15 protein-coding genes are annotated in these 21,674 nt (G+C 36.5%); 10 read left to right on the forward strand and 5 right to left on the reverse strand.

Annotation, left to right across the window (positions count from 1 at the left end; all coding sequences use genetic code 11):
- The first annotated feature begins 177 nt into the window (after positions 1 to 177).
- The 7 genes from Rain11_RS14220 (at position 178) to Rain11_RS06075 (ending at position 5,521) form a co-directional block, all read left to right on the forward strand.
- Complete coding sequence (locus tag Rain11_RS14220; RefSeq protein ID WP_394341586.1) at positions 178 to 510, forward strand: WG repeat-containing protein; 333 nt, start codon at positions 178 to 180, stop codon at positions 508 to 510.
- Positions 511 to 520: 10 nt separating this feature from the next.
- Positions 521 to 1,255 (forward strand): WG repeat-containing protein, encoded by a 735-nt coding sequence (locus Rain11_RS06050; protein ID WP_101358453.1) that lies wholly within the window; start codon positions 521 to 523, stop codon positions 1,253 to 1,255.
- 160 nt (positions 1,256 to 1,415) lie between these two features.
- Positions 1,416 to 2,549, forward strand: a complete 1,134-nt coding sequence (locus tag Rain11_RS06055; RefSeq protein WP_101358454.1) for a DUF4856 domain-containing protein — start codon at positions 1,416 to 1,418, stop codon at positions 2,547 to 2,549.
- 69 nt (positions 2,550 to 2,618) lie between these two features.
- A complete protein-coding gene (locus Rain11_RS06060; RefSeq protein ID WP_101358455.1) occupies positions 2,619 to 3,713 on the forward strand; it encodes an imelysin family protein in 1,095 nt (364 codons plus the stop codon).
- 43 nt (positions 3,714 to 3,756) lie between these two features.
- Positions 3,757 to 4,077, forward strand: coding sequence for a nucleotidyltransferase family protein (locus tag Rain11_RS06065; RefSeq protein WP_101358456.1), 321 nt, complete (start codon positions 3,757 to 3,759; stop codon positions 4,075 to 4,077).
- Positions 4,074 to 4,232: a HepT-like ribonuclease domain-containing protein gene (locus tag Rain11_RS06070; RefSeq protein ID WP_101358457.1), complete on the forward strand. Its 159-nt coding sequence runs from the start codon at positions 4,074 to 4,076 to the stop codon at positions 4,230 to 4,232. The genes Rain11_RS06065 and Rain11_RS06070 overlap by 4 nt, the downstream gene beginning before the upstream one ends.
- A complete protein-coding gene (locus Rain11_RS06075; RefSeq protein WP_101358458.1) occupies positions 4,229 to 5,521 on the forward strand; it encodes an HTTM domain-containing protein in 1,293 nt (430 codons plus the stop codon). Before Rain11_RS06070 ends, Rain11_RS06075 begins: the two co-directional genes overlap by 4 nt.
- An 18-nt stretch (positions 5,522 to 5,539) precedes the next feature.
- Here the strand turns inward: Rain11_RS06075 and Rain11_RS06080 are convergent, their stop codons facing one another.
- From Rain11_RS06080 to Rain11_RS06100, 5 genes are all read right to left on the reverse strand, one after another.
- Positions 5,540 to 9,319 carry a class I SAM-dependent DNA methyltransferase gene (locus tag Rain11_RS06080; RefSeq protein WP_101358459.1) on the reverse strand — a complete coding sequence of 1,260 codons (3,780 nt, stop codon included), beginning with the start codon at positions 9,317 to 9,319 and terminating at the stop codon, positions 5,540 to 5,542.
- A gap of 86 nt (positions 9,320 to 9,405) precedes the next feature.
- Entirely contained in the window at positions 9,406 to 9,936 is a 531-nt protein-coding gene (locus Rain11_RS06085; protein ID WP_101358460.1) for a condensin complex protein MksE, read from the reverse strand.
- A complete protein-coding gene (locus Rain11_RS06090) occupies positions 9,933 to 11,264 on the reverse strand; it encodes a hypothetical protein (protein ID WP_133121522.1) in 1,332 nt (443 codons plus the stop codon). The genes Rain11_RS06085 and Rain11_RS06090 overlap by 4 nt, the downstream gene beginning before the upstream one ends.
- Entirely contained in the window at positions 11,201 to 12,010 is an 810-nt protein-coding gene (locus Rain11_RS06095) for a hypothetical protein (protein ID WP_101358462.1), read from the reverse strand. The genes Rain11_RS06090 and Rain11_RS06095 overlap by 64 nt, the downstream gene beginning before the upstream one ends.
- Positions 12,003 to 14,693 carry a coiled-coil domain-containing protein gene (locus Rain11_RS06100; protein WP_101358463.1) on the reverse strand — a complete coding sequence of 897 codons (2,691 nt, stop codon included), beginning with the start codon at positions 14,691 to 14,693 and terminating at the stop codon, positions 12,003 to 12,005. The genes Rain11_RS06095 and Rain11_RS06100 overlap by 8 nt, the downstream gene beginning before the upstream one ends.
- A 298-nt stretch (positions 14,694 to 14,991) precedes the next feature.
- Between Rain11_RS06100 and Rain11_RS06105 the strand changes: the two genes are divergently transcribed.
- The 3 genes from Rain11_RS06105 (at position 14,992) to trhO (ending at position 21,505) form a co-directional block, all read left to right on the forward strand.
- Positions 14,992 to 17,379: a TonB-dependent receptor domain-containing protein gene (locus Rain11_RS06105; RefSeq protein WP_165778085.1), complete on the forward strand. Its 2,388-nt coding sequence runs from the start codon at positions 14,992 to 14,994 to the stop codon at positions 17,377 to 17,379.
- A gap of 94 nt (positions 17,380 to 17,473) precedes the next feature.
- Positions 17,474 to 20,404: a DEAD/DEAH box helicase gene (locus Rain11_RS06110; RefSeq protein ID WP_101358465.1), complete on the forward strand. Its 2,931-nt coding sequence runs from the start codon at positions 17,474 to 17,476 to the stop codon at positions 20,402 to 20,404.
- Positions 20,405 to 20,521: 117 nt separating this feature from the next.
- Positions 20,522 to 21,505: an oxygen-dependent tRNA uridine(34) hydroxylase TrhO gene (gene trhO, locus Rain11_RS06115; RefSeq protein ID WP_101358466.1), complete on the forward strand. Its 984-nt coding sequence runs from the start codon at positions 20,522 to 20,524 to the stop codon at positions 21,503 to 21,505.
- Positions 21,506 to 21,674: the final 169 nt, after the last annotated feature.

The raw sequence follows: 21,674 nt of genomic DNA on the forward strand, positions 1-21,674 counted from the left end.
TGTCCTAACGGGCGTAGAGAGTTCTCTTTTTTTAGGTATGGTTTCCTGTTTTTGCAATATTGCCTCTTAAATGATACCCAATATCCACAACTTGTAAAAACTATTCAACTTTTGTCGGAGGACTAAATCTTTCCATATAATTTAGCCTGTGTAGTCAAAAATGGAAAAAAAGGAGTAATATCAAAAAATGCTCAAGAAGTCTTACCCTGCGAATATGATGAAATTTTCACGAGTAAAGACTTCATTTTTGCAAAAAAAGAAAAAAAGTGGGGTATTTTTAGCAACAAAGGAGAAGCAATAATTCCTTGCAAATATGATGATATTGGGTTAATTGAAAACAATAGATTAGATAAATTTTTGAATAGTTTAAGAAAAAATTTTACCGGAAATTTTGTTAGTAGCCGAGGTGAAGTTTTCTTACACTTAATATACTCAAAAGATTTGTTCTTGGTAGTAGAAAATGGTATTCTTGGCTATATTGACACTAAAGGAAACAAATATTGGGATTAAATAGCTTATTATGAAAAATCTTGTATTCTTGTTCTCCATAGCTCTTGCGAGTTATCAAAATCTTTCTGCCCAACTAATGGCAGAAAAAGTGGTACAAAATAAAAAAGTAGGCTTTCTGGATTTGAAAGAAAAAAAGTTAGTCATTCCTTGTGAATACGAAGACGCAGAAACTTACGCAGTAGGTAACAATATCGCTGTAAAGAAAAATGGCAAATGGGGGCTTATCAATGAAAACAACAAAGTTCTCATTCCTTTTGAATATGAAATGATTTACAGCAGTTGCGACCACACTACTTCTGCGAAAAAGAATGGCAAATGGGGCGTCATTGATATAAACAGCAATGAGGTGCTTATTCCCTTTGAATACGAGCAAACAGGAAAAACTTTTCATAGTAAAATTTTAGGCGTAAAAAAAGGGGAAACTTTTACCATACACAATCCCATCATTGCCGTCAAGCAAAATGGTAGGTGGAAATTCATCAAAAAAGACACTAAAAACTTTATGCCTTTTAGTTTTGAAGATGTTGATGTAGATTGTGGCGAAGTTTTTTTAGATATAGGAGATGTAAAAATGATTATGCGGGGAAAAAGAAATTCTTTACCCTACATCAAATTTGAAGGCGAGTGGTACGAACCTCGCTACAACGAAGAAAAAGCAACTTTTGAATTTGTAGAGGATAAGGAAGCGAAAATATATAAAAGAGGAGATTATGCCCCTATCTCCAATTCCCCCACTAAAAAATAAGCATTAAGCTCTACACAAACACAAAGCAACAAAACACTCAATTTCAAATAATTGAGTGTTTTTTTTCATTTTTTTATTAAAATTATTTGGATTTAGTCTAAATAAGTTTTTACTTTGGGGCAAATATTCTAATTCAATTCAAACCCTAAAAAATTCAGTTATGATACGAATAACCTATCTTTTCGCCTTTGCTCTGCTTGTTTGGGCTTCTTGCAAGAAAAAAGAAAGCCCCCGCCCCGATTTGGTAATTCCAAGCACTTATGACGGGGTAAATTTTGACGCAAACAGCTCTGTACAAACCAACATTCTCAATCAGCTTGCTACGCTTACCCAAGAAGCCCAAAAGGGGCGTAATCCTTCGGTTTCGGTGGCAAAATCTGCTTTGGATAATCTATTCAATGCAGGTAACCCCAGTTTAGCGAATACTATTACACCATATTACAAAGGTCGTTTGGAAGGTACAGGCGGTTGGTTTGATGAACTCGCCAAAGCCAGCGGACAAGGTTCTTATACCCCTGCACCTCCTACAGGACAAGGAGGCGTACTCGGCGGTTATCTTTTTGATGAAAACGGCTTGGAAATTGAACAGCTCATCGAAAAAGGACAATTCGGAGCTACCCTCTACAAACACGCCCTTGACCTTATCAATGCAGGCAATTTCACCGAAGCCACTGCCGACCAACTGGTAGCTATTTTCGGTGCAACACCTAATTTTTCAAATTCAGGTTCAAACAACGTACCCGCTAACGTAAGAGATAGATTTGCCGCTAATTACGCCGCTCGTCGTAGCGACATCAACGATAATAACAGCCTTTATGTGCAAATCAAAAAGCAATTTATCAAATTGCAAGCGGCTATTAAGGCAGGAACTGCTTACAACAAAGAAAGAGATGATGCTATCGCTGAAATTAAACTGCTTTGGGAAAAAGCCATTGCCGCAACAGCTATCAATTATTGCCACAGCGTAATAGCAACATTAAGCCAAACTAACCCCACCGATGCCCAAAAAGGCTCTGCTTTACACGCTCTCGGCGAAGCTATTGGTTTCATTCACGGATTTCGGACTATTCCTCAAAACCAAAAGAAAATCACAGATGCACAAATAGATGAAATTCTTACACTTTTCAACGCCCCTTACAATGCTACTCCTACTTGCTATTTGTTCGTAACCGATGCTGTAAATCAATTACCTAAATTACAACAAGCTATCAGCAAATTACAAAACATCTACGGCTTCACAAATGCCGAAATTGAAAGTTTCAAAAATAATTGGGTAGCTTTGCAAGGTCGTTAAACATATCTTTCCCCCCTCTTTTCGGAAAAGAGAGGGGGATTTTTTCTTGAACTTCAAAATTTTTGCCAAATGAAAAAATCTCTCTGTATAGCACTATTAGCAACACTTGCCTTTGCCTGTAAGAAAAAAAACTCTGAACCCTCTGACCGCTTTGATAGAGCAAAAATGCTTGAAAATTTTGCTCAAAACCTCATCAAACCTGCTTTTCAAGAATTACAAAATCAGGTAAATACGCTCAAAACTGCTACGGATAATTTTGTGCAAAATACTACTTTACAAAACTTACAAAACTTACAAGTAGCTTGGGAAAATGCCTACACTGCTTGGCAATATGCGAATGCCTACAATTTCGGTCCCGCAGGCGAGCAAGGGCTTCGCAAGGGATTGATAGAGGAAATTGGTACTTTTCCTGTTTCTACCAGTAAAATTGAAAGTTTTATTTCCAACAACAATGCTAATTTTAACGACTTCAATCGCGATGCTCGGGGCTTTTTAGCGGTAGAATATCTTATTTTTGACCTCAACGGCAACAATACCAATATTTTAAGCAATTTCAGCTCGGCTAATCGTAAAAACTTTTTAGCAGATGTGGTAAATAATATCAAAATGCGGGTTGATGAAGTAGTTTCTGCGTGGAACGGAAGCTATTACAACGAATTTATCAGCAATGCAGGCACAGACGTAGGTAGCAGTACTTCACAACTTTACAATGAATTTATTAAAAGTTTTGAAAGCATTAAAAATTACAAGGTTGGCTTGCCTTTGGGAAAGCGTCCTGGGCAAACCCAAGCCGAACCTACACGCGTAGAAGCGTATTATTCAGGGAAAACGCTCAAAGTGATAGGCGAACATTTGAAAGCTATTGAAAACATTTGGTACGGAAAAGATAAAAACGGCAACGACGGCATCGGCTTCAAAGAATATTTAGAAAGTGTAGAAGGTGGAACTACCCTAATTACCTCTACCGAAACTCAATGGGCTATCGTAATGGATACCTACAAAAACATTCCTCAAAACCCTCGCATTTCTGAACAAATTACCTCTAACCCTACACCTTTTGACAAATTACACACCGAATTGCAAAAACACACACGTTTTTTCAAAAGTGATATGAGTTCGCTTTTAGGAATTGCCATTACATACAGCAGTGGCGATGGGGATTGATATACAAAAAGATTTTTTGCGTAAATTTGAGGAAAAATAATTTATGAAATTACTTGAAAAACACCAAAAAGAAATAGAGCAAATTTGTCAAAGGCTCAATGTAAAAGAATTATCTGTTTTTGGGTCAGTTCTTTCAAACAAATTCAATGAAAGTAGCGATATAGACTTTATAGTCGCTTTTTATGACGAAGACCCTATCCTTTATGCGGAAAATTATTTTTCCTTGAAATTTACGTTAGAGGATCTTTTTCAAAGACCTATCGACCTTTTAGAGGCTAAAACTATTAAAAATGAAATATTTAGAGAAATACTCAATCGGACAAAGAAATTAGTGTATGCAGGAAAACATAAAAGTATGGCTTGAAGACATTAAGAGGGCAAATTATAGCTACTCGCAATAGGATTATACACGGCTATGATACGGTTTCCTGTGATATTATTTGGCTAATAATAACTAAATATCTACCCATTCTTACCCAAGAAATAGAACAAATTATGCAAGAATTAAACAAACAATGAAAAAGTTTGTTCATCATCTTTCAGCCCCTATTCCTGCTTATCCATTAGGGGTTTTTCGTTTGGCATTTGGGCTATTGATGGTTTTCGGAACGGTACGTTTTATGGCTTTGGGCTGGATAGAAGACCATTACACCGAACCGATGTTTCATTTCAAATACTGGGGTTTTGAATGGGTAGAACCTTTGCCTCGTTTTTGGCTCTATGTGGTGCATTTTGCAATGATACTCGCCGCTTTGGGGGTAGCTTTCGCTACTCGTATTTGGTACAGAATTTCAGCTATTGCCCTTTTTCTAACTTTCACCTACACCGAACTAATTGACCTAACGTACTATCTCAATCATTATTATTTTGTAAGTTTAGTTTGTCTTTTACTTTGTATCATACCCTCACCTCCACCTGTGCTGAAAAGAGGTTATTTTGTACCTCGTTGGGCAATAGGTATTTTCAAACTGCAAATTACGATTGTGTATGTATATGCAGGACTTGCCAAAATCAATTACGATTGGCTCATCAATGCTTTACCGCTTAAAATCTGGCTCCCTGCCAACAACAAACTGCCTATTATAGGTGAAATTTTTACTTGGGAAATCACGCCTTATGTATTTTCTTGGGCAGGAATGATTTACGATTGTACGATTCCATTCTTTCTGATGTGGCGAAAAACGCGAATTTGGGCATATCTTGCTGTCATTGTGTTTCATACGCTTGTGGGGCTATTGTTTCAGATTGGTATTTTTCCTCTTGTAATGATAGGTGGAACATTGATTTTTTTTGAATTTGAAAAAAATCCTGTAATATCCCCTGCACCCGTAGAGACAAGGCAATGCCTTGTCTCTACTACGGTATCCCAAATTTTAACAATGATTTTTTTAGGAATATTTTTCATTTTTCAAATGCTATTTCCTTGGCGGTATTTGCTGTACGAAGGGAATTTATTCTGGACAGAAGAAGGTTATCGGTTTTCGTGGCGGGTAATGCTAATGGAAAAAGCAGGAACAGCTACTTTTTACGTAAAAGATACTTGCACAGGCAGAGAGGGCGTAGTAGATAATAGTGAGTTTCTCAATGCCCATCAGGAAAAACAAATGGCTATGCAACCCGATATGATTTTACAATTTGCTCATTTTTTAGGCAAATATTACGAGCAAAAAGGCGTTTGCAAGCCCCAAGTAAGAGCAGAGGTGTACGTTACACTCAACGGACAGCCCAGCCGTTTGCTCATAGACCCCAACATAGACCTAATGAAACAAAAAGATACCTTTGCCCCTAAAAAGTGGATTTTGCGATGAGTAATTCTTTTTTAGCTTCTAAGTTGTTTTAGCAGTATTTGTGCAGCAAGATTGCTCCACCACCTTGATTTCCTCCTCCGTTAAGCCGTAAAGCTCATAAACTAATTGGTCTATTTGGTTTTCCTCTGCTTGCGTGTCTTCGCCTCGCTCTTTTTTGGCAAGTATCTGCTCTACCAACGCCATAAAGGGCTGTTGAGCGGTTTCAGATATGGGGGGAATGGGTATGTTTTCAAAAAATATCTTTCGTAGCTCTCTTGTGCCGCCTTGTAGTTCGGGGCAGTTTTCACGTATCCAGCGATGTGATATTTTTGAGTTAAAATAACCAACCAAAAACTTTAATGATATAGAATTACTTGTAAGAATAAACCCTTTGTCGTTGATAAAATGCCCTTTATCATCAAAAATAAACGGCAAAAACAGCGTCATATTGGGATAGATAATCTTCTCCTTTTCAAATTCTTGGATATAGGCACAGTTGCGAAGGTTTGTCCAATGGTCTCCTTGGTCTTGGCGTTTGATAAGTTCTTTTTCGTATTGCAGTAAATGCTTGTAAATGGCAGGGTAATCTTTTACCACATCAATTCTCGGAATATTTTTTTCTTTCACGCCGTTGTGCGTATTTATCAACCACAAATCCTGCCATTCGGCTCGGTAGCGTTTGATGTCTCTGCCTCGCAGAATGGGTTTGATGATTTCGGCACTTTTGGGGTCTTGGGCAATGAGTTCGGCTCGCTTCTTACCGTCTATGATAAAGGCTTCGTTGTAGCCGGTTAAAATGCCCCGATAAATGTTTATGTCCCATTCTTTGAGCGGTTTGCCAATGCGTTCTATTTTGGCTTTGATGCTTAGCTCTATGGGGCTTGCAATCGTCCAACTTTCGTCTTTTTGGGGGTTTATTTGAAGGGTTTTGTGGTGGTAGGCTTGGAAATTGTTTATCTTTTTTTCTTTACTGATGTCTAGGGCATCAAAGGGGCGATGATAGGCTTGTTTTTTGAAAATCAGGATATTGGAATCTACGGTAGCTTCTTCAAATACGCCGCTTCCCAAGTCTATGAGTAGCTCGGGCTGGGTGTGTGTAAGGAAAAAGTTGCGAGTGGTTTTTCCGTAGCCTGCCCGCATCCATTTATTGGAAGTGATGAACGCCAAGAATCCGTTTTCCCGAAGAATTTGGTATCCTTTTTCGTAAAATAGCGAATAGATGTCGCCTGTTTTTTCGTAGGTTTTGTAACCAAAGCGTTTGAGTTGTTCAGAGGTTTCTTTCATTGCTTGCAGTTGGATGTACGGCGGATTTCCGATGACCACATCAAAGCCCACAAAATCGCCGTTTTCATTGAGTACTTCGGGAAACTCAAATCGCCATTCAAAGGCATTTTCAAAAATCTTGTTGGATTTGATTTCTTCAATTTCGTTTTCCAATTTTCGGATTTCAAGTGCAAGTGTTTTGGCTTTTAGTTCTTTTTCTATCTTTTCTTTTTCTGAAAGTTCAAAGACTTGGGTTTGATTCATTAGAGTGAATAAATCACCTTCAAGTTTTCGCTTTCGGACGAGTTTGGGGTCTTTGTTGTAGATTTCTGTTCTAAAATCGGACTTAATATTGGCAATCAGCCGTTCCATTTCTCGCTTTTGTTCTTTGCTTTGGGCGTTTCGGTAGGTGGCAACGGCTATTCGGTAGGTATCAATGCTCCATTTGCTTTTTTTGAGGGCTTGCCGTAGGTCGGCATCCAAGGCAAAACGGCTCACGAGTGAGTTTCCGCATTTGATGTTGATGTCAATGTTCGGAAGTGTTTCAAGTTCGGTTTCGTTCTTGTAATATGCATTTTTCAAAAGCTCAATCCACAAACGCAACCGGCAAATTTTTACGGAGTTGGGATTGATATCCACCCCGAAAAGGCAATTTTCAATGATGGTTTGCTTTTCGTGGAAAAGGGTTTCTTGTATGCGTTGGCTTTCTTTGTTATTGGGGTTGTATTCAAAAATTTCCCCGTTTTCGTCGGTTACGATGAGTTCGTCGTTGAGTACTTCTATTTCGTATCTGTGTAAAGATTTTCCGTCCTTGTCTTCCAATATCTTCAAATCATTTTTTATTGCTATGATTTCATTCAAGGCACTTACCAAAAAATGCCCCGAACCTACGGCAGGGTCGCATATTTTTAAGGAATTGATGATTTGATTGGCTTTTTTTCTTGAAATTTTTTGAGGAATCAACTCATAAATATCTTCAATCTTGCTAATCCCATAATCAGGAAAATCATGGTTAAATTTCTGCACCACAGCTTTGCGAATAGTTTCACGGCACATATACATCGTAATGAAACCGGGGGTAAAAAACGAACCCTCTTTGTAGCCGTTTATTTTCTCGAAAATCAATCCAAGAACCGAGGCGTTAATGAGTGTTTTGTTATCTTCCTGAATTTCCTCAACGCCTTCGGCTCCGAAGTCGTAGGCATCTAAGAACTCAAACAAATATTGGAGCGTGGGAATATTGCCTGTTCGTTTTTTGCCTTGCAGGTCTTTGAGCACGGTTTGCGAAAAAATTGGAATGGTTTTATCGTCTTTTAGGTTGCTGATAAAGATGGTGGCGTGTTCGAGTTCGGTTGGCTCGAAAAGCGAAGAATTGAGATAAGGAACTTTCTCAAAAATCTTTTTTACGTCTTCGTTCCGTTCGTCATACTTGCGTGCCAAGACCTGAAAAAACAAGCTGTTCAGGTCGTCATAGTTTTTGATTTTGTCAAGATTGAGAAACGAATAGGATTTGTCGCCTTTGTGATAGGTGATGAGTTGAGCTTCGAGCAGTTTCAAAAACAAAATTCGGTTTATCCAGGTAATAGCAAGTTCAAGGGCAACATTGAAAAGTCTTTCTTCGTGTGTATTGCCGAATTGTTCTGATTTTTCCAATCGGCTGATTTTATCTAAGCTATCAAGCTGAATGATAGCATCTTCAAGAATAGTTCCTGTGTGTCGTTCGCCGGGTTTGTTTCGCTCGATGAGTTTTTTGCCGCCTTCTTTGGTTTCTGTTAGTCCGATAATGTGCAACAACTCGCTGTAGAAGCGTTTGTCGAGGCTGTTGCTGTCGTTGGTAAAAGGAAGTTTTAAGAGATGCTCAGGGGAAAGCAGTTTGAATAAGGCAATCAGCGAATTATCGTCTGCTTGGTCGTTGTTGCGTAAAGGTTTCTGAAAGTCTTGAATGTTGAAGTAAGTAAATTCAATTTCAGATGTAATGCCGTTGATAAATGGCTCGGCAATTCGTTTATAGAAAAACTCGGTTTTGGTATCTGCCAACCGTCCCGCTTCAAAGTCGTTGAATTGTTTTACAAGATTTTTGTTTTGGGCAAAAAGTCTTTCGAACAAGGTAGCATCAAAAATGAACCATTCGTAAATGTTGGTCGCTATTAAATGTTTTACTTCAAGGTTTTTGTGTGTAATTCTTTCACGCAAGTAATACAGCACCAGTTCCTGAAATGCTTTTTTATTGATGTTTTCACGGGTTAGCATTTCGGCTTTGTTAGTTGTTTTTTTGGTCTCAATAATTACACCAACGGAAGATTTCGCTGTATCGCTATTGTGTATGACAAGGTCGTTTCTGCCTTTGGTATTGATAAAATGATTTGGTTCGTAATAAGTTTTCTTCAAAAAGTCAATCACAAGGTTTTTATGAAACTCTTCGCTTTCGGTATCATTTACTCGGTCGAGTAAAGTAATGAGATGCGTCTTGAAACTTTCAATTTCAGCCCTATGGGGTTTTACTTTAAGAAAGGCTTTGTTGAGAGCCTGTTTGGGGTTCAATTCTTTCAAAGTCATTTACAAAATCTATTTTTAACGTAAGTATAGAAATCACAAAAGCCTATGTTAGGCATATCAGTGTACTTTTTTGCAAGTATAAATTGTTATTCATTCAGCTTGGCTAATTTGTTTGTTGCTATCTCTTTGGCAAACTCAAAGAACAAATCTACGGCTTTTGTAAATTCAAAAGTTTCCTTGCTGTTGTCCAACTTGATGATGTTGCGTTGGTCTAACTCTTTCAAAAACTTTTCTATGCCTTCTTCTTTGAGTTCGATGAGTCTAAATATGTCGCTGTACGTTGAGTTTTCTAAAAGAGTTTGAATTTCAAGGACTGAAAAACTTCCATTTTCTATGCGGTCTTTGATGTCTCTGCCTTGTAAATTCCACTCGTAACAAAGAATGGATAAGATAACCGTAAATCGTTTTGAAAATTCTTCACTCGTGTTTTTTGATAACAAATAAGCAAATTCCTTTCTCAAAACCAATTCATAACCAAAACTTTCCTTGAAAAAAGCCTTGTAAAAATCTTGTTCTTTTGTCAAAATTTCAAAATGAACTTCGTTCCGGAGGATAAATTTTCCTTTGAGCAAATCATTCACTATTTCGTAGTGATATTTGGGTGCTTCGAAAGTCATTTTTTCAAAATTTTTAGGAGAATTTTGGGTACTTCTAAAATCAAATCTGCTAAACAGATTTCAACTTTTTCAGGCTCAAAAACAGTTTCTAACCGTATGTGAAAATCTTTTTCAAATTCTTCATCTAAAAACAACAAAGACGAAATCGCAAAAAACTTTTCAGCATTGATGTTTTGGATGGCTGTTTCTTGAAGTTCCGCTTGTAAAGAATTATAGCACCATTGAAAAAAATTATCAATCGGCAAATCTTGAACGAGTTTTTTCTTGTAGTAATTTTTAGTTTCCAGGTCAAAAAACCAAGTATCAGAGACTTCGTTTTTAGTAGGTTGTAATACAAAACTTTCACTTTCTTGTAGTCTTTCGCATAAAAATTTGGCATCTTGTCCAAAACTTTCAGAGTACAAAGTATGATTTAGCCTTGTGTTTTCAAAAAAGGCTATTTGTGGCAATTCTTCTGATTTTTTCAAGCCTAACGCCACTTGCCTAATGTCTTCCAAATAAGCAATAGCACCCGATAAAATTTGGCTTTCGCTTTTGATACGTTCTGCCAAAGGCAGGAGTTCTTTTGAAATGATAGCCGAATTTTTCAACACTTCATCAATGATATTTTTAGAATATAAGTACAAAGTAGCGAATTGATTACGAATTTCAAAACGTGGATATTCGTACTGCTGTCGGCTTGCAAAATCACTTATTCGGGTAAGTTCCTGATAAACAGAATGTGGATTTTCTCGTTCTAAAATATCATTCAAAGGAATGATGTAGTTTTCAATCCAATAACTCGCTTTTCGAATTTTATCCAAATAATCAATTTGAGAAAGATTGCTTTTGAGTTCTCTTGTTTCTTTCAGAAGTTGTCGGGTTCGGTTTTCTATGATTTCGCTAAATTCTTCTATTTCACTTACCAAACTATTTATCAAATCATTGACTTTGTTATGTTCTTTTTCTTGCAGAAGTTGCGTATAATAATTGGCAATAGAAACTCGGTATTTATCTACACTTTCGTGTAAAGGCATAGCATAGTCGCTGAACAAATGCGACAAAAACTGCACATAAACCGAAGGTAAATTATATTCGTTATTACGTTGCTCTCTTACAATTCTATACTCTTTCAACGTATCAAAAGGTACTTCAAATTCTCTGCAAATATCTTTTAGAGTTTCTTCTTTGATAAAAAAATTAGTCTGTTTGGCAATAGAAAAAAGTCTATACACAAAGTCATAATAGCGGTGTAAAAATCCTAATATACTTTTTCCGTTAATGTTCATAGGTTTATCAGTAGGCTTTCTTGCTCTAAAAATTTCTGTTTGGTCTGCAAATCTTGGCAAATTTTCAAAACGATTTCATCTTGTGAAGCCAACACATATTTTGAGGCTTTTTGTCCTTTTTTGCGGTTGAGTGTTATTTCTTTGGCGTATTTCTCAAAAAGTAAATCGTAATTTTCAGGCACAAAGAAATTTGTATTTTCAAAAACAGATTTGCACTTCAAGTATTCATTCAACCCAATATAGTCATAGTCTGAAAAAATAAGCACCTCATTTGTCTGTATTTTCTCTAACAAGTTTTTACCAATTCTTCCGTAAGAATGAACAAAAACATAATCTTGCGAAATTACTTTTTCGGCTTGCAAAAAACTTTCTTTGTTTTCTACAAAGCACAATTTTTCGGTTTTCAGACTTTCTAATACACAAGCAAAAAAGCCAAATTTTTTTGTATATTCTTGTAAATCAATTATTTCTTTATTAACTTCAACTTGTTTATTTCCTTTCAGAAACACAATTACCGATTTTTCCTTGCTTTTCTTACTATCTTTCAATTTAGCAATACTGCTTGCTCGGTTTATAACTTCGATGTCTGCATTTGGGAATTTTTTAGCAAACCAATTTTCAAAAACTTGTCTTTTCTCTTTGTTCAACTCATAAACGTAGCCACGCCCTACACTTGATTTCAACACTATGCCACTATCTAACATATTTTGAAAGTCGTTGCACTCTAAAAAAGTTTTTGGAACTGATTTAGATTGCAATTTTTCAGTTTTGAGTAATTGAAAATATTTGAGTAAGGTTTCAGTCATTGTATTTTCGGGTTTTTCCTGTGTGGGTTTCGTCCAAAACTACCTTTCCTTTATTTTCGGGCGAAGGTCGCATAAAGTAGTATTTTTCAAAGCCGTAGCCCATAATATTGGCGGCGAAAATGGTAATAAAACCATTGTCTTTGCAGAACTGCACCAATTCACCAATATTTTTAGGGTCAATCGTGAGTTCATCAACAAAGAAAACGACTTTATTTTCTTCGCTATCCACCTTGAAATATTTGATAATGAGCAAAAACAAAATCAGATTTATCATTCGGATAGTGCCTGTACTTTCGTTTTGCTTTTTCAAGTCAATTTCCTTTTTGCTACCGTCTTCGTACAAAGCATCAATTTTGATACTGAACAGTTCCTCAAATTCATAAACTCTTGATTTGGCACTGTTCAAATACTCATCAAGTTTTTGCAAGCCTTGTTGTTGTTCTTGGTCGTTGGTATCAAAAATAAGTTCTTGGGTTTGCCCAATATTTAGTTTTTCTACCTTACTTATCAAGGTGAGTTCTTTGATAAAACTTTCATTATCAATGATTTTTATTGTCATTTCTTTGATACGTGAAATAGGATATTTCCGCACCCAATTATTGAACTCACTAATAAAATCTCGTTTGAACTCTTTGTATTCCTTCAAATAAGCCAAAACAGGGTGAATGATTTGGTTAGAAATGATTTTCAGGTGTTCCTGTTTTTGTTTTTCTCTTTCGGCAATGGCTTCCAATTCTTTGCCTACGTTTTCAATAAAATCTTTTTCATAGGCATATTCTCGTCCTGATTTGTTTTTCAGGTCGTTGAAAAGGCTGTTTTTTATCCTTTCCAATTCTTTGTAGTCGTGAATTTGCTTGCGAAAATCGGTTAAAAAGAGTTCTAAATCTGAAATAGGAATGTAGTTACAAACCAATTCAGGCAATTTTTCTTCTGCAAAAATCTTGTTGTTTTCCACAAGTTTCTCTAATTCTTTTTCGTATTTTGCTTTCTGTTGGTTGTGATTTTTAATCAGATATTTATTGTCCTTAATTTGCTTTTCAATCGTTTCAAAGGCTTTATTTTTTTCGTCAAGTTGCTTGTTAAGGCTTTCAAGTTCTGTGCTTAAAACTTTGATATTGTTTTCGTTGGGTTCTTTAAGTTTTACTTTTTCAATTTTTTTGATTTCGCACTCTTTTTCATTAATTTTGCTTTGAAGTTCGTTTTTCTTTTTTTCAAAATCAATGCTGTATGGCAAAGCCTTTTTCAACTCGGAAATTTCGTTTTCAGTTTGCTCCAATTCGTCTTGCAATTCGGTAAGGGTCTTAATTTGTTTAGGACTAATAGCTGAAATATCAATTTCACCGTCAAAAATTTTCAGCAAATCAGTAAAATTGGTAATCTGTTTTACCAACTTCCCTTTATCCAAAACATCTTGCGAAAGCAAGGCATTGAGTAACTTTTGCTTTTCTACATCTTGTGTAATATTGAAAAGCAGCAATCTTTCTTTGCCTTCTATATTTGTGATAAGGCTTTCTTTTTTCTTTTCTGAGTCAGCTAATTTATTGCGAATTTGTGCTTCTGAAAGTTGGTTTTTGGTTATGTTTTGCAAGTAATAATTAAGTTCATCAATTTGCTTGTTTAGATTTTCAATTCGTTCTTCAAAATTTTTAATCAAACTTTCCGTAGGCAAATTGAGCGGATTGAGCAAGGCAATTTCACGTAAAACAATTTCTGATTTTTCAATGGCTTCTTTCTTATTTGAAACTTCGTTTTCCAATTTTTGCGTCTCTTTGAGCAATTTATCTCTATCAGACTCTATTTTTTCATTCAATTTTTCGTACATATCCGCTTGTTCTTCTGCGTGCTTTATTTGTAATTCCAACTCTTGAGTACGTTTGTTAAAATACTCGTTGAAAGTATAGAAAAGTTGCCCTATTTTTTCTTTTTGTAATTCAAAACGCACCATACAATCCTTAAAAGCTTCAAAATCTTCTTTGATACTTTTAAAGAGTTCTATGTCTTGGTGAATTTTCCTTAACTGAACAAGGCTATCCTTTTTGGTATTGTCTGCAAAAACTTTCAAAACGACATTTTTGCGATTATTAGCAATAATTAACGCCTTTTGCAGGCTTTCGGCATTGATAGATTTGGAATTTATCAAATGTTGATAAATTTCAGCAAACATTTCTTTACGCTGCACTTCATTTTTAAGCCAAACTACCGCATTTTTGCTTTGGTCAAAACTATAAAACTCATCAAATAATTTAGCTTTATCTAACTTTCGGTAATTGATACCATTGCTCAAAAGATAGTCTATAAAAGTCTGAAAGTCTTTAATTTTTCCGTTTTCTTCAAAAAAAGTTAGTTCGTCAAAAGGAGCATCTATTTTATAGTATTCCAATTCGTCAATTTTGCGTTTAAGTAAGATGCAATAATATCCGCCTGCTTTCCTTTTGAAGTTTTCAAAAACGATATAACTGTTTTTGTCAGAAGGAAAAAGGTGGTCAAGAGTTTGTTTAAAGTTATACTTGTCATTGTCAAACGACATATATTGCTGTTTGATACAATACAAAAAATTGAGTGTGTCAATCAGCGTAGTTTTGCCGATTTGGTTTTCACCCACCAACTGAATAGAACTTTTGTCAAGCGTAATAACTGCTTTTGCGTGCTTTTTAGAGTTGAAAATCGCAATCTTTGAAATCATTTTTGGTTTGATGTTTCTGGTTTTCTGATTCTCCGAATGACACAGAAAAAACAGTAGTTTTGACGAAGTTATGAAAAATTATGCTGTAAGCGAAGAAAATTTTCGGAATTGTGCAAAATTTGTAAATATACACAATTCTACGTGCTTTTTTTCAAATTTCCAAGAAGGTAAAGTCCTTGTAGTTTATTCATTTTCTACAAAGAACAAATTTTCTTACATTGTTTAGATTTTGTCTAAATAAATTTTGTAATTTTGCCTCGCTTTTGATTTCAGGGCTATGAGACAACTTTTTTATACAATGTTATTTTTACCCTTAATGACTTGGGGGCAGACTTTCAATATTTCAGGGAAAATAGCTTTTAGGCAATCTAATGAGCCTATCACTAATGGGATAATAGCTTTGCAGGGTACAAAATTTCAAAGTCAAGTACAACCCAATGGAAATTTCACCCTGACTGCCATTCCACAAGGAAAATATGTACTAATTGCCTTTGCTGAAAATGCTAAAACTTACTTTCAGGAAATAGAACTAAACAAAGATTTGTTTCTAAACATTGTTTTAGAAAGTTTTGAAAATGAAATTGAAGCTATCACCGTACAAGCTGAAAAGGAACGTCTTTTGGGGCTTACCCGCTTGCAAAATGTAGAAAATTTTGGTATTTACGAAAGCAAGAAAAATGAAGTCATTGAAATTGGAAACCTTACAGCCAACTTTGCCACCAACAATGCCCGACAAATTTTCTCTCGTATCACAGGGCTGAACATTTGGGAAAGCGACCAAGCAGGTTTGCAATTAGGCATCGGAGGCAGAGGCTTGAACCCTAACCGCACTTCAAATTTCAATGTTCGGCAAAATGGTTATGATATTTCTGCCGATGCCTTGGGCTACCCTGAATCTTATTACACGCCCCCCGTAGAGGCTCTGGAACGCATAGAAATCGTACGAGGAGCGGCTTCTTTGCAATATGGCACGCAATTTGGCGGAATGTTGAATTTCAAGTTTAAGCGAGGCAGTGAGAAAAAAATAGAACTCACAAGCCGTCAGTCGGTGGGTTCTTGGGGCTTTTGGAGTGCTTTTAATAGTGCAGGCGGAACAATCGGCAAACTAAACTATTATGCGTATTACCTCTACAAAACAGGCAAAGGCTACCGACCCAATTCCGCTTTCAATTACCATAACTTTTACACTTCTTTGGAATATGCTTTTTCCAAAAAATTTTCAGCTACGTGGCAATTTACTAAAATGCAATATTTAGCCCAGCAACCGGGCGGACTTACCGACAAGAATTTTGAAGAAAACCCACGACAATCATTGAGAGAAAGGAACTGGTTTTGTGTAGATTGGAACCTGCTTGCTCTACTTTTTACGTACAAACTCAACGATAATAGCCAAATCAATATTCGTAATTTTGGCTTGCTTGCTCAAAGGCTTGCTTTGGGTAATTTGGAACGTGCCAACGTGGCTGATTTTGGCAAAGAAAGAACCCTAATTGCAGGAAAATTCCAAAATTTTGGCTCCGAAATAAGGTTTTTACATCATTACAAAGTTTCCAACCAAAAACATACAATTTTGCTCGGTGCAAGAATCTACCAAGGCAATAGTACCGCCCAACAAGGTTTCGGCACAAACAGCTCTGATGCTAATTTTACTTTTCTTAATCCTGATGACGTAGAAGATTCTAACTATCGTTTTCCTAATACGAATTATTCCTTTTTTGCTGAAAATATCTTTCAAATCAATGATAAATGGAGCATTACCCCGGGTATTCGCTACGAAAATATTCAAACCTTCGCCGAAGGTTACTACAAACGTTATGTAAAAGACGGAGCAGGGAATATCATTGTACAAGACAAAATTTCTGAAAATTTAGCACGCAAACGCGGTTTTGTGTTTGCGGGCGTGGGCGTAAGCTATAAAATGAAGCCCCAAGCCGAAATTTACGCAAACTTTTCTCAAAACTACCGAGCTATCAATTTTACCGATTTACGCATCAATAATCCCAACTTACGCATTGATGCCAATATTCAAGATGAAAAAGGCTTCACGGCTGATGTGGGTTTGCGTGGCAAATCGTATGATTTTTTTAATTATGAAATAACTTTGTTTTATTTGAGCTACAAGGGCAAAATTGGTCAAGTTTTACGTACCGATAGCGTACTTTTTAACGACTACCGCTTTCGCACCAATGTTTCCGATGCTCGTAACATAGGCGTGGAGGCTTTCGGCGAAATTTCCTTACTGCCACTTGTAGGCAAAGAAAATTCGGCTTGGAAATGGGCTATTTTTGGAAATTTCGCATTCATTGATGCCCGCTACGTACATACGCAAGAAAGCTCTATTCGCAACCGCAAAGTAGAAATGGTACCGCCTATTACTTTGCGAGTGGGTAACACCCTACAATACAAGAATTTCAGCACTACCCTACAATATGCCTACACCGCCGAACATTTTTCCGATGCTACCAATACCCGCCGAACCGCCTCTGCTATTGAAGGTATTATTCCCGCTTATAGCGTTGTGGATTTATCTTTCAGCTACACCTGGCGTTTTTTACGTGCCGAGTTTTCAGTGAATAACTTGCTCAATGAAAAGTATTTTACCCGCCGAGCCGAAGGCTACCCAGGTCCGGGCATTATTCCTGCTGATGGCAGAGGGTTTTATGGCACTTTGCAAGTAAAATGGTAAAATTCACACAAACATAAAATAAAAATCACAAAAAACGCTTGGTGCAGATTGTAGAAAATTTTATTTTTGAAAATTATACCAAGCGTTTTTGGCTATGAAAGTAGTTACTTCACAACCTTTCCGAGTAGTTTATTCGCTTTTTAATCATCAATTTTTAGGCTATCTGATAGCCCCTTTCGTGGTGCAAATCAATAGCAAAGGTGAATTGACCTTTTCCTATCAAGCTGTTTCAGCGAAAACCGCCAAAGAGTTTCAAAAAAATACAGACGAAACCGACCTCAAAATTATCAAATACGCCGATGCTATTCAACCTGAATATATTGTAAGCAAATTTTACAACAAGCGTATTCACCCCAACGAGTTTTTCTTGAAAGTGTATGACAAAACCAAAGGCGATAGAAACTTGCAAACCCTCGTTGAAGAGTTCGTAGATAGCCGAATTGGCGAAATTCTCAAACTTATTCAAACGCATCAAAAGCCTTTTTTTGTAATGGGAACAGACGGCAACCCCACTTGGAAACCTATTCAAATTGCACCAAACCCTGTTTCTGTGCTATTTCATTTTGTAAGAAATGAAAAAGAAACTCACTACTTCCCTACCTTGCTGTATGAAGGCAAAAAACTTACTTTTCAATTCAAAGATGCCCGAATTTTATGCAATCAGCGAGCTTGGTTGCTTTTGGAAAATACTTTGTACCATTTCAAACAAAACATTGATGGCAACAAACTGCGACCCTTCTTGCAAAAGTGGTACATCAACGTTCCTCGCAATGTAGAGGAAAACTACTTTCAAAAATTCGTTTTGCCTCTTATCGCTTCTTTTGATGTTTCTGCAAAAGGAAGCGGTTTTGAAATTATTAGCGAAAGTTTTGCTCCACAAGCCATTCTACGCATTGGCTCGGTTTGCAGAGTGGCGGAAAACAACCTTTTTGAAGCTGAAAGTGAAACCTTAGAGCAGGAAGTAGATTTTTTATTTGAACTATTTTTCCGTTATGGCTCTTATGTATTTCCCGCCGAAAACGACCACAAACCCGCTTTTGTGAATTTAGAGAAGCACAAAGATGGTTATATTTTTCGTAAAATTTTCAAAAACAAGATTTTTGAGCAGAATACTTTTGAGTTTCTGAAAAATAAAAATTTAGAAATATTCAAAGGAAGGCTATTCTTGCCGATAGAAAAGGCTTTACAATGGCTTGAAAAAAATGCCGAAAACCTTCCTAACGAACAGATTGTTTTGGAACAAAACTTTGAAAGTGGTAAAAAATATTTTTTTGGCAAAAGTTTTATTTCCCTGAAAACCACTGAAAAAGCGGATTGGTTAGATTTGAAAGCCATTATTCGTTTCGGAGAGTACGAAGTTCCTTTCATAAAATTACGCCCTTACATTTTAGGAAACATCAAGGAGTTTCCTCTACCTAACGGCGAAATTGCTCTTATTCCTGATGAGTGGTTTAGTCGTTATAGTGATGTTTTTTATTTAGCTCAAAATGAAAATAACGAAATCAGATTAGAAAAGTATCATTTGCCTATTTTACAAGAAATCGCTCAAAATCAGGAATTTGAGCTAAATATTCAAGAAAAATTGAAAAATCTGCTATCTCAAGAAATACAAGACTACCCTCTGCCACAAGGTTTGAAAGTTACTTTGAGAAACTATCAGAAAGTAGGTTTTAATTGGCTTTGTATTTTGGCTGAAAACCGATTAGGCGGCTTTTTGGCAGATGATATGGGTTTAGGGAAAACCTTACAAACGCTTGCCCTGTTGCAAAGCGAAAAAGAAAAAAAAGCTACTAAACCCTCGCTTGTAATTATGCCTACTTCTTTGCTGTATAATTGGGAAGTGGAAGCAAAAAAATTTACGCCTTTTTTACAAATAACCACCTACACAGGCTCACAAAGAGAGCAAAAATTACCTTTTTTACACAAATTTGACGTAGTTTTCACATCTTACGGCGTGGTAAGAATGGATATTGAAGCACTTGCTAAAATTTCCTTCAATTACGTCATTTTAGACGAATCGCAGGCTATCAAGAACCCTCAATCTAACATTTCACAAGCTGTAAGCCTGCTGAAAGCCGAAAAAAGACTTTTACTCACAGGCACGCCCGTGGAAAATAGCCTGCTGGATTTGTGGTCGCAAATGAATTTTGCCAATCCTCATCTGCTCGGCGACCAATCTTTCTTTAAGAAAAACTTTCTCAGACCTATTGAAAAAGAAAATGATGCAAAGCGTTTAGAAAAACTACAAAAAATTATCCGACCCTTTATTTTACGCCGCACCAAAGAGCAAGTCGCTACCGAATTACCCCCCAAAATGGAGCATATTGCTTTTTGCGAAATGAGTGCCGAACAAGCCAAAATTTACGAGGAAACAAAATCCAGACACCGAAACCAAATTTTAGAACAAATTGAAAAATTTGGCGTAGCCAAATCGCAATTTATCATTCTGAAAGCTCTTACAGAACTGCGTCAGATTGCCAATCACCCACAACTTGTAAATACTGATTTTCAGGGAATTTCAGGAAAAATGGAAGATGTTTGCTACAAACTGCAAACGCTTTTAGCAGAAGGTAAAAAAGTCCTGATTTTCAGTCAGTTTGTAAAGCATTTGGCAATTTTTCGCAGATATTTAGAAGAAAACAATATTCGTTACGCTTATTTAGACGGAGCCACGCTCAATCGGCAGGAGCAAGTCAATGATTTTCAGCAAAATCCCAAAACTGCTGTTTTTCTTATCTCGTTGAAAGCGGGTGGTGTAGGGCTAAATCTTACCGCCGCCGAATATGTTTTTCTGCTAGACCCTTGGTGGAATCCTGCCGTAGAAGCCCAAGCCATTGATAGAGCCTATCGCATTGGGCAAACGAAAAACGTAATCGCCTACAAATTTATCACACACGGAAGCATTGAAGAGAAAATCTTGCTTTTACAAGAACGAAAAAAAACTTTATCGCAAAATTTAATAAATACAGAAGAAAGCATTTACAAGCACTTTTCAGCCGAAGATATTGACTTTTTGTTAGGTTAAATCATATTTGAGGGTTGATTTTTCTGACAAAAATCATTTTCTCGTTTCAAAAACAAATATTAACTTTGTGAAAATTTTTACCACTCTGTTTGAAGCAGAGCTAAACACAAGGTTATTATGGAAAATCAAAATCTTACCCAAGGGCAAGAGTATTGGGTGCTTTTGTACTATTGCTATACCCACATTGCCGACCCCGAAGCATATCGCGAAGAGCATCATTTGTTTTGCATTGAAAATGGCATTTTAGGGCGTATCATTATTGCCCACGAAGGGCTGAATGGGACGGTTTCTGGCACCAAAGAAGCCTGTCAGAAGTATATGGACTATGTCCTTTCTGATGAACGATTCAAAAATACTGATTTTAAGATTGAAAAAGTTCAAGGACACACTTTTACGAAAATCCACGTAAGAGTGAAACCCGAAATTGTACATTCGGGCTTACGCCACATAGACCCCACCCAAAAAACAGGCATTCATCTTTCACCTGAAGAATTCAAAAAACTAAAAGACGACCCAGATGTAGTCATTTTAGATGCTCGCTCCAATTATGAACACAAACTTGGGCGTTTCAAAAATGCTATTACTTTGGATATTGAAAACTTCCGAGAATTTCCCGAAAAGGTAAAAGAGGTTTTTCCTTTACTGCAAGGGAAAAAAATCGTTACGTACTGCACAGGCGGTATTAAATGCGAAAAAGCAAGTGCCTATCTTTTGGAGCAAGGTTTTGAGAACGTCTATCAGCTACACGGTGGTATTATTAAATATGGTTTAGAGGCGGGCGGAGAAGATTTTGAAGGTAAATGTTATGTTTTTGATAATCGCATTGCTGTTGAAATCAATAAGATAAATCCCAAAGTAATCTCTCATTGCTACATCTGTGGTACTGAATGTGATAGAATGATAAATTGTGCCAATCCTCATTGCAACAATCACGTACCTATCTGCGAAAAATGTGGTTGGGAATATGAAGGAGCTTGTTCTACTGAATGTAAAAGCCACCCCGACAAACGCCCTTATGATGGCACAGGCTACTACCAGAAAAATACCAATGGCTACAACCCTTACAAAGGCTGGAAAAGAAAAAGCACAACAACAATCTAATTTCTTACAAAACAATAGGAATAAATTTTACCTGATACTCTCTTAGTATCAGGTTTTTTTATTTTTGTTCAGTATTTTCAATATTTTCAATTTTTTATTTTTTTTCTATAATTGTAACGTTTCGTCACACCTCTCGTATCGTAACGCGTTGAAAAATTCATCATTCATT

It is taken from the genome of Raineya orbicola (assembly GCF_002843425.1).
GTDB classification, from domain to species: domain Bacteria; phylum Bacteroidota; class Bacteroidia; order Cytophagales; family Thermonemataceae; genus Raineya; species Raineya orbicola.